At 67.7% G+C, this 16,476-nt stretch carries 15 protein-coding genes; 11 read left to right on the top strand and 4 right to left on the bottom strand.

Features of this window, described 5'->3' with window-relative positions:
• The first annotated feature begins 17 nt into the window (after window positions 1-17).
• A complete protein-coding gene (topA, locus tag M9980_RS10255; protein ID WP_250750218.1) occupies window positions 18-2,564 on the top strand; it encodes a type I DNA topoisomerase in 2,547 nt (848 codons plus the stop codon).
• A 296-nt stretch (window positions 2,565-2,860) separates the two neighbouring features.
• On the opposite strand, the gene M9980_RS10250 is transcribed toward topA, so the two are convergent.
• Both M9980_RS10250 and panC read right to left on the bottom strand, forming a co-directional pair.
• Window positions 2,861-3,157: an SEL1-like repeat protein gene (locus tag M9980_RS10250; protein WP_250750207.1), complete on the bottom strand. Its 297-nt coding sequence runs from the start codon at window positions 3,155-3,157 to the stop codon at window positions 2,861-2,863.
• Window positions 3,158-3,223: 66 nt separating this feature from the next.
• Window positions 3,224-4,066: a pantoate--beta-alanine ligase gene (panC, locus tag M9980_RS10245; protein WP_250750204.1), complete on the bottom strand. Its 843-nt coding sequence runs from the start codon at window positions 4,064-4,066 to the stop codon at window positions 3,224-3,226.
• Window positions 4,067-4,148: 82 nt separating this feature from the next.
• Between panC and M9980_RS10240 the strand changes: the two genes are divergently transcribed.
• The 10 genes from M9980_RS10240 (at window position 4,149) to M9980_RS10195 (ending at window position 15,214) form a co-directional block, all read left to right on the top strand.
• Window positions 4,149-4,955: a division plane positioning ATPase MipZ gene (locus M9980_RS10240; protein ID WP_250750201.1), complete on the top strand. Its 807-nt coding sequence runs from the start codon at window positions 4,149-4,151 to the stop codon at window positions 4,953-4,955.
• Window positions 4,952-5,206: a J domain-containing protein gene (locus M9980_RS10235; RefSeq protein WP_250750199.1), complete on the top strand. Its 255-nt coding sequence runs from the start codon at window positions 4,952-4,954 to the stop codon at window positions 5,204-5,206. Before M9980_RS10240 ends, M9980_RS10235 begins: the two co-directional genes overlap by 4 nt.
• 58 nt (window positions 5,207-5,264) lie before the next feature.
• Window positions 5,265-6,659 (top strand): phosphoglucomutase/phosphomannomutase PgmG, encoded by a 1,395-nt coding sequence (gene pgmG, locus M9980_RS10230; protein ID WP_250750188.1) that lies wholly within the window; start codon window positions 5,265-5,267, stop codon window positions 6,657-6,659.
• Window positions 6,660-6,857: 198 nt separating this feature from the next.
• Entirely contained in the window at window positions 6,858-7,616 is a 759-nt protein-coding gene (locus M9980_RS10225) for an exonuclease domain-containing protein (RefSeq protein ID WP_250750185.1), read from the top strand.
• A 40-nt stretch (window positions 7,617-7,656) separates the two neighbouring features.
• Entirely contained in the window at window positions 7,657-9,168 is a 1,512-nt protein-coding gene (locus tag M9980_RS10220) for a sensor histidine kinase (RefSeq protein ID WP_250750183.1), read from the top strand.
• On the top strand, window positions 9,165-9,608 hold the full coding sequence (locus M9980_RS10215; protein ID WP_250750181.1) for a response regulator: 444 nt from the start codon (window positions 9,165-9,167) through the stop codon (window positions 9,606-9,608). Before M9980_RS10220 ends, M9980_RS10215 begins: the two co-directional genes overlap by 4 nt.
• Window positions 9,608-10,639: a sensor histidine kinase gene (locus M9980_RS10210; protein ID WP_250754882.1), complete on the top strand. Its 1,032-nt coding sequence runs from the start codon at window positions 9,608-9,610 to the stop codon at window positions 10,637-10,639. Before M9980_RS10215 ends, M9980_RS10210 begins: the two co-directional genes overlap by 1 nt.
• Before the next feature lie 206 nt (window positions 10,640-10,845).
• Window positions 10,846-12,648, top strand: coding sequence for a DUF885 domain-containing protein (locus M9980_RS10205; RefSeq protein ID WP_250750179.1), 1,803 nt, complete (start codon window positions 10,846-10,848; stop codon window positions 12,646-12,648).
• A gap of 62 nt (window positions 12,649-12,710) precedes the next feature.
• Window positions 12,711-14,144 carry a M48 family metalloprotease gene (locus tag M9980_RS10200; RefSeq protein ID WP_250750177.1) on the top strand — a complete coding sequence of 478 codons (1,434 nt, stop codon included), beginning with the start codon at window positions 12,711-12,713 and terminating at the stop codon, window positions 14,142-14,144.
• 29 nt (window positions 14,145-14,173) lie between these two features.
• Window positions 14,174-15,214, top strand: coding sequence for a glycosyltransferase family 2 protein (locus M9980_RS10195; RefSeq protein ID WP_250750169.1), 1,041 nt, complete (start codon window positions 14,174-14,176; stop codon window positions 15,212-15,214).
• 4 nt (window positions 15,215-15,218) lie between these two features.
• Here the strand turns inward: M9980_RS10195 and M9980_RS10190 are convergent, their stop codons facing one another.
• Together M9980_RS10190 and M9980_RS10185 are read right to left on the bottom strand one after the other, a co-directional pair.
• Window positions 15,219-15,944 (bottom strand): class I SAM-dependent methyltransferase, encoded by a 726-nt coding sequence (locus tag M9980_RS10190; RefSeq protein WP_250750168.1) that lies wholly within the window; start codon window positions 15,942-15,944, stop codon window positions 15,219-15,221.
• Window position 15,945: 1 nt separating this feature from the next.
• Complete coding sequence (locus tag M9980_RS10185) at window positions 15,946-16,329, bottom strand: GtrA family protein (RefSeq protein WP_250754880.1); 384 nt, start codon at window positions 16,327-16,329, stop codon at window positions 15,946-15,948.
• Window positions 16,330-16,476: the final 147 nt, after the last annotated feature.

Raw genomic sequence — 16,476 nt, 5'->3', positions numbered from 1 at the left:
CTCCAGTCAGGCACCCCATGCAACTCGTCATCGTCGAATCGCCCGCCAAGGCAAAAACCATCGAGAAATATCTGGGCTCGGACTATCACGTCCTCGCCTCCTACGGGCACGTCCGCGATTTGCCGGCGAAGGACGGGTCGGTGGACCCCGACGCCGAATTCGCGATGGAGTGGGAAACCTACGCCGACAAGTCGCGCCAGCTGAAGGCGATCACCGACGAGGCGAAGAAGGCCGATCGCCTGATTCTGGCGACCGATCCCGATCGCGAGGGCGAGGCGATTTCGTGGCACGTGCAGGAAGTGCTGCGTCTGCGCAAGGCGCTGCCGAAGGAGGTCGAGCGCGTCACCTTCAATGCGATCACCAAGCCGGCGATTTTGGCGGCGATGAAGGCCCCGCGCGAGCTCGATACCGACCTGATCGACGCCTACCGGGCGCGCCGCGCGCTCGACTATCTCGTCGGCTTCACCCTCTCGCCCGTGCTGTGGCGCAAGCTGCCCGGCGCGAAATCGGCGGGCCGCGTCCAGTCGGTGGCGCTGCGCATTATCGTCCAGCGCGAGCGCGAGATCGAGCTGTTCCGCCCCCAGGAATACTGGTCGGTCGAGGCGAGCTTCGAGCATGACGGCACCCCCTTCACCGCACGGCTGACCAACTGGGAGGGCAAGAAGCTCGACCGGCTGTCGATCGGTGCCGAGGGCGACGCGATGCGCGCCAAGGCCGATGTCGAGGCGGGGCGCTTCACCGTCGCCAGCGTCGAGACCAAGCCCGCGACCCGCAACCCGCCGCCGCCCTTCACCACCTCGACCCTCCAGCAGGAAGCGGCGCGCAAGCTCGGCTTCTCGGCCAGCCACACGATGCGGATCGCGCAGGGGCTCTATGAGGACGGCGCGATCACCTACATGCGGACCGACGGCGTCCAGATGGACGGATCGGCGATCGATGCGGCGCGGAAAGCGGTGATCGAGCGGTACGACGGCGGCTACGTCCCCGACAAACCGCGCCAGTACCAGACCAAGGCGAAGAACGCGCAGGAAGCGCACGAGGCGATCCGGCCGACCGATTTCTCGAAGGATCGTGCGGGCGGCGGCGACCACGCGCGGCTGTACGAGCTGATCTGGAAGCGTGCGCTCGCCAGCCAGATGTCGGCGGCGCGGATGGAGCGCACGACGATCGAACTGGAGGACGGTACCGGCAAGGCGGTGCTGCGCGCGACCGGCCAGGTGATGATCTTCCCCGGCTACCTCGCGCTGTACGAGGAAGGGCGCGACGACGATGGCGACGAGGACAGCCGTCGTCTGCCGCTGCTGAAATCGGGTGACGCGCCGGCCAAGCGCGGTGTCGCCGCTGAACAGCATTTCACCCAGCCGCCACCGCGCTATTCGGACGCGTCGCTTATCAAACGGCTGGAAGAACTCGGCATCGGGCGCCCGTCGACCTACGCGTCGATCATCGATGTGCTGAAGGACCGCGGCTACGTCCGGCTCGAAAAGAATCGCTTCTTCGCCGAGGAATCGGGACGGCTGCTGACCGCGTTCCTCGAACGCTTCTTCGAGAAATACGTCAGCTACGATTTCACCGCGGGGCTGGAGGAAGAGCTCGACGACGTGTCGGGCGGGCGGGCGCAGTGGCAGTCGGTGCTCGACGCGTTCTGGAGCGATTTCAAGCCGCGTACCGAGGAAGTGAAGGAGCGCCAGCCGAGCGAAGTCACCGCCGCGCTCGACGAATTCCTGTCGGACTATCTGTTCCCGCCGAAGGACGACGGCAGCGATCCGCGCTCGTGCCCGAACTGCGGTGACGGCCGGCTGGCGCTGCGTGGCGGGCGCTTCGGCGCGTTCGTTGCCTGCTCCAACTATCCGGAGTGCAAGTACACCCGCCGCTTCGCGCAGGGCGGTGGCGCCGCGGGCGAGGATAGCGGGCCGGAGACGCTCGGCACCGATCCCGCCACCGGGCTGCCGGTCGAACGCAAGTCGGGGCGGTTCGGCCCGTACATCCAGCTGGGCGACGGCAAGGACGCGAAACGCGCGTCGATCCCCAAGGACATCGGCGAGCTGGACCTGGAGTGGGCGCTGAAGCTGCTGAGCCTGCCGCGCGAGGTGGGGACGCACCCGGAAAGCGGCGCGCCGATCACGGCGTCGATCGGGCGCTATGGCCCGTATCTGGCGCATGACGGCAAATATGCGCGGCTGACCTCGACCGCCGAAGTGTTCGAAACCGGCATGAACGCCGCGGTCGTGAAGCTCGCTGAAGCGGCGGCGAATGGCGGGCGCCCGGCACGCGGTGCTGCGCGCGAGCCGCTGAAGATGCTTGGCAAGCATCCGCGGACCGAGCTTGAGATCAAGCTGATGGAGGGCCGCTACGGCGCCTACGTCACTGACGGCGAGACGAATGCGACCTTGCCCAAGTCGATTGAAAAAGACGCGCTGACGCTGGAGGAAGCCGCCCAGCTGATCGACGCACGCGCTGCTGCGGCGCCGGCGAAGAAGGGCAAGAAGAAAGCGGCGCCGAAGAAGAAGGCGCCGGCGAAAAAGGCTGCGCCGAAGAAAGCGGCAGCCAAAAAGACCGCCTGACTCCTCCTCGGAACGGGGAGGGGGACCAGCCACAGGCTGGTGGAGGGGGCGTGCCTCGGACGCTGCGGATGCGGAGAGCCCCCTCCGTCAGCGCAGACGCGCTGCCACCTCCCCGCGAACGGGGAGGATGGAAGCCGGGTCTGCGGCTCGTTCTGAGCCTGTCAAACGGGCTTGTAAGCTAAATCATCAGGGCGCCGCGGGCGAAGCCCGCGTCGTCGACCGGGCTCTGCCCGCCGGCCGCTTCAGTCCGTCCGCCGATGGCGGACCGTGTCGCACCTAGGTGCGCCCCTCGGAATTCAGGCCGCGGCGCGTGCCGTCACGTTCAGCCAGGCGCGGGCGGCCTTCTGCGCGGTGATGATGTCGCGCGCGGACATTTCGTCGGCGATGTCGGCGCGGCATTCCTGCGCGCGGGTGTTGCCGGCGATCGCCGCCAGGTTGAACCATTTGTGGGCTTCGATCAGGTCGATGTCGATGCCCTCGGCACCGCTCGAATAGACCATGCCGAGTTCGTAATAGGCGTTCGGATTGCCGCGGGCCGCATCGCGCAGCCGGCTTTCGATCAGGAACGTCGCACTCTTCAGACTGCTACCCATTATTCCCACCCCCATTTGTGGTGGGATCAGGTTTGGCGGCAAAGTGTGAGGGAATGGTTAACGCGGTTAACCCTGTTCGTTCACCGGCACATTGTCGATCAGGCGCGTGCCGCCGATCCGCGCCGCGGCGAGCAGGCGGCGGGCGCGGTCGGACGCGCTGACGCCAAGCGTTTCGGCATCGACCAGCTCGACGTAATCGACCGTGAAGCCGGCGGCGGTCAGCGTGTCTCGCGCCGTCGCCAATGCCTCGCCGGCATCGCCGCCCTTTTCGATCGTCGTCGCCGCAACGCCCAGCGCGCGCGGCAGTGCCACCGCCTTCGCGCGGTCCTCCGCCACCAGATACGCGTTGCGCGACGACAGCGCGAGGCCGTCGTCGTCGCGCTGGGTCGGCACGCCGCGGACGTCGATGCCAAAGTCGAGATCGGCGACCATGCGGCGCACGACCGCCAGCTGCTGGAAATCCTTTTCGCCGAACAGCGCGGTGTCGGGGCGGACCTGGTTGAACAATTTGGCGACGACGGTCGCGACGCCGTCGAAATGGCCGGGCCGCGCGGCACCGTCGAGGCCGTCGCTCACGCCGCTGACCGATATGTTGGTGGCAAACCCATCGGGGTACATCTCGTCTACGCCGGGCATCCACAAAACGTCGACGCCCGCCTCGGCCAGGATGCGCGAATCCGCCATCTCCTTGCGCGGATAGCGCGACAGATCCTCGTTCGCGCCGAACTGCTTCGGGTTCACGAAGATCGAGACGACCACGCGCTTCGCCGCCAGCTTCGCTTCCGCCACCAGGGCCATGTGCCCGGCGTGCAGCGCGCCCATCGTCGGCACCAGCGCGATGTCGTCGCCGTCTGCGCGGTAAGCGGCGATCGCGGTCCGGAGGTCGGCGACGCGACGGATGGTTTGCACGGTGGTAAGCCCTTCGATACAGCGGAGACGCGCGCTCTTACGGGCCGCTTCATCACCGATCAACACGAGGATTGTCGCCCCCTTGGCCGACGCACCCAGCAAGCCGCACGTCATCGTCTTCGCCAATGAAAAGGGCGGGACCGGCAAGTCGACCACTGCGGTCCACACCGCGATCGCGCTCGCCGTGCGCGGCGCGCGCGTCGCCGCGTTCGACCTCGATCACCGCCAGCGCACGATGGGCCGCTACCTCGACAACCGCGCCGCGACCGTGAAGCGTACCGGGCGCCAGCTGGTGACGCCGCTGCACGCGACGCACGACGGCGAAAGCGACGCGGTCTTCACCGACACGCTCGACCGGCTGAGCGAGGACGCCGATTTCCTGGTGATCGACACGCCGGGGCGCGACGACAAGTTCGCGCGGCTGGCGGCGACCAATGCCGACACGCTCGTCACGCCGATGAACGACAGCTTCGTCGATTTCGACCTGATCGGGCAGGTCGATCCCGACAATTTCAAGGTGACGCGCCCGAGCTTCTATTCGGAGCTGATCTGGGACGCGCGCAAGACCCGCGCCCGCGCCGACGGCGCGACGATCGACTGGGTCGTGCTGCGCAACCGCCTGCAGTATGTCGAGGCGAAGAACATGCGCCGCGTGTCGGAGGCGATCGACCAGCTGTCGAAGCGGGTCGGCTTCCGCGTCATTCCCGGCCTTTCGGAGCGCGTGATCTACCGCGAACTGTTCCCCTCCGGCCTCACGATGCTCGATTCCAAGGAATTCGGCGGCATGGGGCTGGGCCATGTCGCCGCGCGGCAGGAATTGCGCGAGATGATGTCGGGCCTCGCCCTGCCCGACACGAGCGCACCGCTGTTCGCGAGCAGCGCCGCGTGACGAAACTCCTCCTCGCGCTCGCCATCATGGCGGCGGTGTGGTGGGTGCTGAAACCCAAGCCGAAGGTTCTGCCCGACGAGGCGAAGGCGCGCGATATCCTCGGCGTGTCGGCGACCGCGAGCGCAGAGGAGGTTCGCGCCGCGCACCGCCGGTTGCTGGGCGGCGTTCACCCCGACCGCGGTGGTTCCGCCGAGCTGACCCGCCAGATCAACGCCGCCCGCGACGTGCTGTTGCGGCGGCTGGGCGCATAGCCGCGCAACCAACGCGCGGCTCGCGCTTTGGGCGACTGAGACATTTCCGGAGGCAAACTTGACGCATCGTTTCGACCCCACGTCCCTTCGCGAATATGACATCCGCGGCATCGTCGGAAAGACGCTCGGCCCCGACGACGCCCGTGCGATCGGACGCGGTTTCGCGACCCGCGTGCGCCATGCCGGCGGCACCCGCGTCGCGGTCGGGCGCGATGGGCGCGTGTCGTCCGAAATGCTGGAGGCGGCGCTGGTCGAGGGGCTGACGGCGAGCGGCGTCGATGTCGTCCGCATCGGCCTGGGGCCGACGCCGATGCTCTATTATGCGGAGGCGACGCTAGAAGTGGATGGCGGCATCCAGATAACCGGCAGCCACAATCCCGCCGATTACAACGGCTTCAAGATGGTGCTTCAGCATCGCCCATTTTTCGGCGACGACATTCAGGGGCTGGGCCGGATGGCTGCGGACGGCGACTGGGACAGCGTCGAGCCCGGCGACGAAGGCAGCGTCACCGACGCCGACATCGAGGACGATTATGTCGGTCGCCTGCTGGCGGGCTATGCCGGGGGCACGTTCCGCATCGGCTGGGACGCGGGCAACGGTGCCGCGGGCCGCGTGATCGAGAAGCTCGTCAAGCAGCTGCCGGGTGAGCACCACACGATCTTCACCGAGATAGACGGCAGCTTCCCCAATCATCATCCCGATCCCACCGAAGAGAAGAATCTGGCCGACCTGAAAAGGCTTGTCGCCGACAACAACCTCGATTTCGGACTGGCATTCGACGGCGACGGCGACCGCGTCGGCGCGATCGACGGCGAGGGCCGGGTGGTGTGGGGCGACCAGCTTCTGTCCATTCTGGCCGTGCCCGTGCTGCGCAAGGAGCCCGGCGCGACGATCATCGCCGACGTGAAGGCGTCGCAGATGCTCTACGACCGCATCGCCGAGCTCGGCGGCGAGCCTTTGATGTGGAAGACGGGCCACAGCCTCATCAAGACCAAGATGAAGGAAACGCACGCGCCGCTCGCCGGAGAGATGAGCGGTCACATCTTCTTCGCCCAGGACTATTACGGCTTCGACGACGCGCAATATGCCGCGGTCCAGCTCATCAATGCGGTGCACGTGACGGGCAAGTCGATGACCGAGCTGCGCGGGGCGATGCCGGCGTTCGTCAACACGCCCGAAATGCGCTTCCAGGTCGATGAATCGCGCAAATTCGCGGTGGTGGAGGAAGTGCTCGACCGGCTGGAGAAGGAAGGCGCCGACGTCAACCGAACCGACGGCGCTCGCGTGAACACGCCCGACGGCTGGTGGCTGCTGCGCGCGTCGAACACCCAGGACGTGCTGGTCGCGCGGGCCGAGGCGAAGGACCAGGCCGGGCTCGACCGGCTGATGGCCATGATCGACGCGCAGCTTGCGGCGAGCGGGCTGGAGCGGGGGCCGCAGGCGGGTCACTGAGTCTTAGAAGAAATCGTTCAGGGAAGGCGCGAAGGCGCGAAGATGTTGGGCTACAGGCCGGCGCGTAGCGCGCTTCATCTACGTACGAGTTGAAAGCCTGCGGCGCCGACGCCGCCAACATCTTCGCGCCTTCGCGCCTTCCCTGAACCCCTTTTTCTTTTGCTCGCAAAACGCGCCACGAGCGCCCATCTGAAGCCGATGCGCCCCACCCCCAGCATCGTCCGCGTCATCGACCTCGAAACCACCGGACAGGCCCCGCCCATGCACGCGGTCGTCGAGATCGGCTGGCAGGACGTCGCGCTCGGTTCGGACGGGCGGTGGGAGCTGCAGGGGGAGGGCGGCAGCATCCTCGTCAATCCGGGGCGCCCGATCCCCCCTGTGACGATGGCCGTGCATCACATCCGCGACGAGGATGTGGAGGGTGCGCGCTGGTGGCACGACGTCGCGCGCCCCGTGCTCGATCCGTGGCCGCGGCGCGTGGCGCTCGCTGCCCACCGCGCGAGTTTCGAGGAGCAGTTCTGCACGCCCGCGCTGACCCACGGCAACAGCTGGATCTGCACGTGGAAATGCGCGCTCAGGCTGTGGCCCGATTCGCCGGGCTTTTCGAACCAGATGCTTCGCTATTGGCGCAAACCCGCCGGCATGGACCATGAGCGCGGCTTGCCGGCGCACCGCGCGTTTCCCGATGCCTATGTCACCGCCTTCCACCTGCGCGACATGCTGAACGAGGCGAGCGTCGCGCAGCTGATCGAATGGTCGGCGGCGCCCGGTCTGTTGCCACGCGTCCGCTACGGTCCCGATCGCGGGCGCGAATGGCGCGAGATCGACAACGAGGTGCTCCACGGCTTCCTGTCCGACCGCGATCCCGATATCCGCTTCACCGCCGAGACCGAGCTCGCGCGGCGCCGCGGCGGCGGGGAGATCGGGCGGGCAAGCGCGCAGGAACTTCTGCTCTAGATCATTGCAAAGCCGGTCGTTTCGCCTAAGCGACGACACGATGCAGCGGGTGATCCAGAAAGTCGACGAGAACGATCGCCGGTTGCGCCGCCTGCTGCTGCTGGCGATGTCGCTGGGGTTCCTCGCGCTGATCGGGGCGGGCGTCGCCGCGTGGGACAGCGTCGCCACGACCGCGCGCTACAATACGCTGGTCGACCACAGCTATCAGGTCCGCGCAGGTATCTCGGAGTTCCAGATCGCGCTCGAAAAGTCGGAGACGGCGCGCCGCGGCTATCTGCTGGCGGGGCAGCCGATGTTCCTCGACACCTATCGCAGCAACGCCGCCGCCCTGACCCCGCAGCTGGATTCGCTGGTGCGCGAAACCGCCGACAATCCTGTGCAGACCGCGGCGCTGGCAAAGGTGCGGCGCTCGCTGGTGCGCGTCCAGGCGAGCCGCGACCGGTCGATGGACCTGGTCGCGCGCGGACGTATCGTCGAGGCGCTCTCGGCATTCGACCGGGACGGTTCGATCTACACGATGCGCGCGCTGCGCATGCGCCTGAGTGCGATCGACGCGCGCGAAGTGGATTTGCTGCGGTCGCGCGCCGCCGTCCAGAAGGCGAGTGCGAGCTCGTTCCTGGCGCTGCTCGGCGGAGCGGGGATTCTCGTCATCGTGGTCGCGGTGGTATCGCTGGTGACCGTGCTGCGCTTCACGCGCGATCTGGGCGAATCGTCGGCGAAGCTGGCGACGCTCAACGAATCGCTCGAGGATCAGGTGAGCGAGCGCACGACCGACTTGTCGCGCGCCAACGACGAAATCCAGCGGTTCGCCTATATCGTCAGCCACGACCTGCGCTCGCCGTTGGTGAACGTGATGGGCTTCACCGCCGAGCTTGAGACGGGGACGAAGGCGATCGCCGAGCTGGTCGACCGCGCCGAGGAAGTCGCGCCCGATATCGTCACCGACGAGGCGCGGTTCGCAGCGCGCGAGGATCTGCCCGAGGCGATCGGGTTCATCCGCACCTCGACCGAGAAGATGGACCGGCTCATCAATGCGATTCTGCGGCTGTCGCGCGAAGGGCGTCGCGTCATCACGCCGGAGCCGGTCGACATGGTCGCGGTGGTCGACAACATCCGCGACACGCTCCAGCACCGGCTCGACGAACTCGACGGCGCGGTGCTGGTGTCGGGGACGCTGCCCGGCATCACCAGCGACCGGCTGGCGATCGAGCAGGTGTTGGGCAACGTGATCGAGAATGCGGTGAAGTATCGCAATCCCGCCCGCCCGATCCGCGTGACGGTGACGGGCCATGTCGCGGGCGCCCGCGCGATCTTCGACATCGCCGACAACGGGCGCGGCATCGACCCGCGCGACCATGCCCGGGTGTTCGACCTGTTCCGCCGGTCGGGTACGCAGGACCAGCCGGGCGAGGGCATCGGGCTGGCGCATGTGCGTGCGTTGACGTACCGTCTGGGCGGGACGATCGACGTCGCCTCGACGCTGGGGGAGGGCGCCACCTTCCGCATCAACCTGCCGGTCAAATTCACGGAAACATCGGGACTTACGACATGAACGCGCATCAATCCGTCACCATCGTCATGATCGAGGACGATGAAGGCCATGCCCGCCTGATCGAAAAGAACATCCGCCGCGCCGGCATCATGAACGACATCAAGCATTTCCTGGATGGCGGCACCGCGCTCGATTATCTGTTCAACGACGCCGCCGGCCCGGCGCTGAACGGCCCGGCGCTGATCCTGCTCGACCTGAACCTTCCGGACATGAGCGGCACCGACATCCTGGCGAAGGTGAAGGCGGAAGGGTCGGCGGTGAAGCGCACGCCGGTGGTCGTCCTGACCACCACCGACGACAAGATCGAGATCCAGCGGTGCTACGATCTGGGCTGCAACGTCTATATCACGAAGCCGGTGAACTACGAGAATTTCGCCCAGGCGATCCGCCAGCTGGGGCTGTTCCTGTCGGTGATCCAGGTTCCGGACGCAGAGGCCTGATCCGCTTGCCGCACATCCTCTACATCGACGACGACGCGGGGCTGAGGCGCCTGGCCGAGCGCGCGCTGACCCGGCGCGGGCTGGAGGTGACGCTCGCCGCCGGCGGTGCGGAGGGGCTGGAGGCGGCGCGTGCGGCGAGTTTCGATCTGGTCGCGGTCGACCACTACATGCCCGGCATGGACGGGCTGGAGACGCTGAAGCAGCTGCGCACGCTGCCGACTCCGCCGCCGGTGATCTACGTGACCGGATCGGAGGAAGGCCGCATCGCCATCGCCGCGTTGAAGGAGGGGGCCGCCGACTATGTGGTGAAGTCGGTCGGCGACGATTTCTTCGACCTGCTTGCCGGATCGATCGAGAACACGCTGGAACGCGTCGCGCTGGCGCAGGCCAAGGACAAGGCCGAGGCCGATCTGCGCGCCAGCCATTTGCGGCTCGAGGCACTGCTGCGCGAGGTCAATCACCGCGTCGCCAATTCGCTCCAGCTCGTCTCCGCCTTCGTTCAGCTGCAATCGACTGCGATCGCGGACGAGACGGCGAAGTCGGCCTTGCTCGATACCCAGCACCGCATCACGGCGATCGGCCAGGTCCACCGCCGCCTCTATACCTCCGACGATGTCGAGGGGGTGGAGATGTCGGAATATCTGGGCGCGCTGGTCGACGAACTCGGCCAGACTTGGTCGATCGACCCCGATCGCCGCATCAGCGTCACCAGCGACGCGATCCGCTTGCCCACCGACCGTGCGGTGTCGGTCGGCGTGATCGTCAACGAACTGGTCAGCAACGCCTGCAAATACGCCTATGACGAGCTGTGCGGCGGCGAGATCCGCGTCGCGCTGACCCGCCGCGGCGACGACCGGTTCGAACTGGCGGTCGAGGACGACGGGTGCGGCATGGTCGCGGGCGCCAAGCCCAAGGGCACGGGGCTCGGCACCAAGGTCGTCCGCGCGATGGCGCAGAGCCTGCAGTCGAGCGTCACCTACGACAGCAGCCGCGGCGGCCTGCGCGCCTCGTTGGTCGCGGCACTGGCCTGAAGCCCCGCACGTGCGCGGGAGTACGGCGCGATAATCGTGCGCGCGGCGCCGAAATAACCCCGTTCGCACTGAGCTTGTCGAAGTGCGTGGTCCTGGCATGTGCTTCGACACGCTCAGCACGAGCGGTTGCGCCGGGGCGAACTTCGCTTGCCCGCCACAGCGACCCGGCTAAGCTGCCCCGCAAACACTGATCGGGGAGCATCATCATGGACCGTCGTCATTTTCTCGCTACCGGGACTGCTGCCGGGGCGGTCGCGCTGGTTCCTGGGGCGGCGCTGGCGGTGCAGACGGCGGCGGGCGGTGATGCCCGGCTGAACGCCGCGTTCGACACAGTGTTCAAGACCGCATTGTCCTATTCGCCCGAACTCGCGACGTCGCTCGGCTTCGACAAGGGGCCGGGGGCGGCGGCCAAGCACAAGCTGTCCGATCGCAGCTTGGCCTCGAAACAGGCGGGCCTCGCCCGTACCCGCGCCGGAATCGCGCTGATCGAAGGCGTGCCGACCGCCGGCCTGTCGAAAGCGGCGCTGCTGAACCGCGAAGTCGTGCTCTATTCGCTCCGGTCGCAGACCGTGGGGCAGGCGCAGTTCGGCGTCGATTCGCCGCAGCGTCCGTTCACGATCACCCAGAACGGCGGTTCCTATTTCTCGGTCCCCGATTTCCTGAATTCGGCTCACACGATCGTCACCGCCGACGATGCCGAGGCGTATCTGGACCGCACGACGGCGTTCGCGACCGCACTCGACCAGGATAGCGCGGTGCAGGCGGAGCAGGCGTCGCGCGGCTATCTGGCGCCCGATTTCTCGCTCGACCTCGCGCTCGGCCAGCTGGCGGCGCTGCGCAAGCCGGCGGCGGCGGACAATACGCTGACCCAGTCGATCGCGCGCCGCACGACGAAAATACCCGGCGACTGGGCCGCGCGCTGTGCGAAGATCGTCGAGGGGCATGTCTATCCCGCGCTCGACCGCCAGATCGCCTTGGTGCGGAAACTGCGCGCCAACGCGCGGCGCTCGGCGGGGCTGTGGGACGTGCCGAAGGGCGACGCGCTCTACGCCGCCGCGCTCGAGCAGGCGACGACCACCAAGTTCACGCCCGACGAGGTCCACAAGCTCGGGCTGCAACAGGTCGCAGAGATCAGCGCGCAGCTGGACGTGATCCTGAAGAGCCAGGGCATGACGAAGGGCACGGTCGGCGAGCGGCTGACCGCGCTCAACGCCTCCCCGGCGCAGCTCTATGCCGACACGCCGGCGGGCCGCGCCGAGCTGATCCGCGGGCTGAACGAAGGGAATGCCGCGATGCAGGCGAAGCTGGCGCGCGCGTTCAACGCGCCGCCCAACGCTCCGCTCAACATCCAGGCGGTGCCGGTCGAAATCCAGGACGGCGCCGCCAACGGCTATTACAACCGCGCCGCGCTCGATGGGTCGCGTCCGGCGATCTACTGGATCAACCTGAAATCGGTCGCCGACTGGCCGAAATATACGCTGCCGTCGCTGACCTACCATGAAGGGGTACCGGGCCATCACCTGCAGATCACGATCGCGCAGGGCTCGTCGCAGCCGCTGATCCGCAAGGTCGGGGGCTTCAGCGCCTATAGCGAGGGCTGGGCGCTCTATGCCGAGCAGGTCGCCGATGAACTCGGCGGCTATGCGACGCCGCTGGAGAAGGCGGGCTATCTGCAATCCTTCCTGTTCCGCGCCGCGCGCCTCGTCGTCGACACCGGCATCCACGCCAAAAGGTGGACCCGCGAGCAGGCGACCGATTACATGGTCGCGACCACCGGCTTTGCCCGGCCACGGTCGCAGCGCGAGATCGAACGCTACTGCACCCAGGCGGGGCAGGCGTGCAGCTACAAGGTCGGCCACATCGCGTGGCTGCGCGCGCGCGACAATGCGCGCAAGATCATGGGCGCCAAGTACGACGTGAAGGCCTTCCACGACGTCTTGCAGGAGGGCGCGGTGCCGCTCGTGATTTTGGAGCGGCTGGTCGAGGAGCGCGCGCGGGCGATGGTCTAGGCGCGCACCGGGAACCGGATGCGCATCGCGAATTCTTGGGCCATCACCTCGAGGAGCTTGTCTTGAAGCGTTTTCGCCTCCTTTCCGCCGCCGCCATTTGCTTCGCCGTCCCGGCAACCCTCCCCGCCCAGACGACGCGGTCGATCTCGGCCAGCGACCGCGCGCAGGGCAGCCAGGCCAACCCCGAGCTGGTCGCCCAGTTCGGCGGGCGCTACGACGGGTCGCAGGCGGCATTCGTCGAGCGGGTCGGCAAGCGCGTGTCGCTGCAATCCGGGCTGTCGAACGCCAGCGGCGACTTCACGGTGCAGCTGCTGAATTCGCCGGTCGAGAACGCCTTCGCGATCCCAGGCGGCTATGTGTACGTCACCCGCCAGCTGCTCGCGCTGATGAACAGCGAGGACGAGCTGGCGTTCGTGATGGGGCATGAGGTCGGCCACGTCGCCGCGCGCCATTCGGCGGGGCGGCAGCGGACATCGACGATCGGCGGGGTGCTGGCTGGGATCGTCGGCGCGGTCGCGGGCAATTCGAACTTCGGATCGCTGCTGGGTCGCGGTGCGCAGCAGGCGGCGGGGCTGTATGCGCTGAAATACGGACGCGATCAGGAATATCAGGCCGACACACTGGGCGTCCGCTATGTCGCTGGGGCCGGGTACAATCCCTATGGGGCGCCGCTGATCCTCAACCAGCTTGGTGCCGAGACGGCGCTGGAGGCTCGGGTAGCGGGGCGCGATGCCAGCGCGACGCCGACGTGGCTCAGCACGCATCCCTCCAGCGCCGACCGTGTGGCGCGGGCGCGCGCGCTGGCGCAACAGGCCGGGCGTGGCGGCCCCGCGACGGGGCAGGACGTCGCCTTCCTCCGCATGCTCGACGGAATGCGCTACGACGACGATCCGGCGCAGGGCGTGATCGACGGCCAGACCTTCCGCCACCCGCAGATGCGCATCCGCTTCACCGCGCCCGCCGGCTACACCATCGCCAATGCGAGCGATGCGGTGACGGTCGCGGGCCAGCGCGGGCAGGCGCAGCTGACGATGGGCAGCGGGGACCCCGCCGCCGCGCTCACCGCGCGGTTCCGCACGCTGGGCGGGCAGGTTTCGGCCGATCAGGTTCGCGACGTGACGATCAACGGCCGCCGTGCCGCTACCGCGACGATTACCGCCACCGCCAACAACAGCCGTGTCGACGCCACCGTCGTCGCCATCGCCTTTCCTACGGGCACCTATGTCTGGACGGTCGCGACCCCGGCGGGGAGCGGCGTCGGCGCGCTCGCGCCGGTGATCGACAGCTTCACGACGCTGAGCGCCAGCGAGGCGGCGGCGATCAAGGGCAGGCGCATCCGCATCGCGACCGTGCGCGCCGGTGACACCATCGACAGCCTGGCGCGGCAGATGGACTATCCGAACTTCCAGCGCGAACGCTTCCTGACGCTCAACGGCCTCGATGCGAACGCCGCGCTGCGCCCCGGCATGCTCGTGAAACTGGTGGTGACTGGATAGCGCCAGCGCTTGGCGCTACAGCGCGGGACATGCATCGTCCCGCGCTGTCCGTCGTCATCCCCTGCTATAACGAAGAAGGCTGCCTGGAGGCGCTGCACGAGCGTGTCTCCGCGGCGGCGCACGCCGCGGTCGGCGACGATCACGAGATCGTGCTGGTCAACGACGGCTCGCGCGACGGCAGCTGGAGCGTGATGCAGCAGCTGTCGGCAGCCGATCCGCGGCTGGTGGCGATCAACCTGTCGCGCAATCACGGCCACCAGCTGGCGCTGACTGCGGGACTCGACCTGTGCGCGGGCGAGCAGATTCTGATCATCGACGCCGATCTGCAGGATCCGCCCGAACTCTTGACCGACATGCGCGCCGCGATGCGGGAGCAGCAGGCCGATGTCGTCTATGCCGTGCGCCGCAAGCGCGAGGGCGAGACGGTGTTCAAGAAACTGACCGCCGCCGCCTTCTACCGCGTGCTCGACCGCGTCACCGACACCCCGATCCCGCTCGACACGGGCGATTTCCGCCTGATGACCAGGCGTGCGCTCGACGCCTTCCTCAGCCTGCCCGAACAAGCGCGCTTCATCCGCGGCATGGTCGCGTGGGTCGGCTTTCGCCAGGTACCTTTCGCCTATGACCGGCACGAGCGGCTGACCGGCGAGTCCAAATATCCGCTCGGCAAGATGGTGCGCTTCGCCCTCGATGCGGTCACCGGCTTCTCGACCGCTCCCTTGCGGTTCGCCAGCCACGTCGGCCTCGCGCTGACCGGGGCGACCGTGCTGCTGTTCCTCTACGTCATGGGCAGCTTCGTGCTCGGCCATACGGTGCAGGGCTGGACGTCGACGATGCTGGTCGTGCTGTTCCTCGGCAGCGTGCAGATGTTCGTGCTGGGGATGATCGGCGAGTATCTCGGGCGGCTGTACGTCGAATCGAAGCGCCGCCCACTCTATCTGGTCGCCGACGTCGCCGGGCCGGTGCAAGGCCGCGCGAGCCTGGGCTATCGCGCCGGCGAGGGGCCGCGCCCGGTGCGTCCGGAGCCTGCCGAGGGGCTTCTCGTCGCGCCGGCGGAAAGCGCGGACTGACGCGCTATTTGCGCGCCAGCGTCAGGATCGACAGGCCCGGCGTCATCGGCACGCGACCGACCAGATAGCGTTCCAGCCGGAAGATTTTTTCGAACAGCGTATTGAGCGGCTTGGGCGGGGGCGAATCGTCGCTGTCGTCCTTGCCGGTCAGCTTGCCCGCAAACCGCGCGGCGACGGCTGCGGGAAACAGCAGAGAATTGAACCAGGTCAGCCCGTTGTGGGTCAGCCCCGCGGCGCGGATCGCGGCGTCCAGGCTCGTCTTCGAATAGCGGCGCTTGTGGTGGTTGACGACGTCGTGCGCGCTCCACATCCATCCGTGCGCGGGCACCGCGATCAGGATGCAGCCGCCGGGCTTCAGCGCCTCGGCCATTGCGCGCAGCGCGGCGACGTCGTCGTCGATATGTTCGATCACGTCGAGCACCGCGACCATGTCGTACGCACCGCGGGCCACCCCGGCGAGCTCCGGCAGCGGCGCAGTACCGACCGGCTTGCCCAGCCGCTGGCTGGCGATGTCGCGCGCGGCGTCGTCGATCTCGATCGCGTCGACCTGACCAAAGGTGCCGAGCATCGGCAGATTGTGCCCGGTGCCGCACCCAATCTCCAGGATGCGCGCGTCGTCGGGCAGCTTGGCATAGCGCGCGACATAGTCGGCCAGGATGTCGCGGCGCGCGCGGTACCACCAATGGGTGGAGTCGTGTGCCGCCATGCGGTCGTAGACGATGCGATCCATGTCAGCCGAATACCCAAGTGCGGTTGAGCGCGAAAGTCGCGAGCGGGGTGACCGTCACCACCGGGATCAGCGCGACCCACGGCGCCGCGCCCATGATGTCGGTGACGATCCAGGTGAAGGCGGCGTTGAGCCCGAGACCGATGCCCTGCACCACGAGGAACTTCAGATGCTGGCGCCCGCTGTTGTCGCGCGTCCCGTGCCCCTTGAAGCTCCAGCCGCTGTGGAGGAAGAATCCGCACACCACCGCGACCGCAAAGGCGAACGGCACCGCCAGCACCGCGCGGTCGCCGGGGAACACCCAGTGCGTCAGCGGCAGATAGACCGCGGCGTAGATCAGCGTCGAGATGCCGCCAGCGATACCGAACCGCACCAGCTGGCCGATCATCGTGTTGCCGGTGAGGTGATGGTGGAGGGACTTCGAAACCAAGGTGCTGCCGTCCAGATCAGGGTCGAGCGGGGTTATCGCGGCCACGCCCTTTTCTTTTGCCGCCAGAACGCAGAAAGGCAGCCCTTCGACAGGCTCAGGGCGAAC

The sequence above is a fragment of the Sphingomonas donggukensis genome, assembly GCF_023674425.1.
GTDB classification, from domain to species: Bacteria; Pseudomonadota; Alphaproteobacteria; order Sphingomonadales; family Sphingomonadaceae; genus Sphingomonas; species Sphingomonas donggukensis.
Note: the sequence above shows the minus strand (reverse complement) of the source record. Positions and strands in the feature narration are given on the sequence as shown.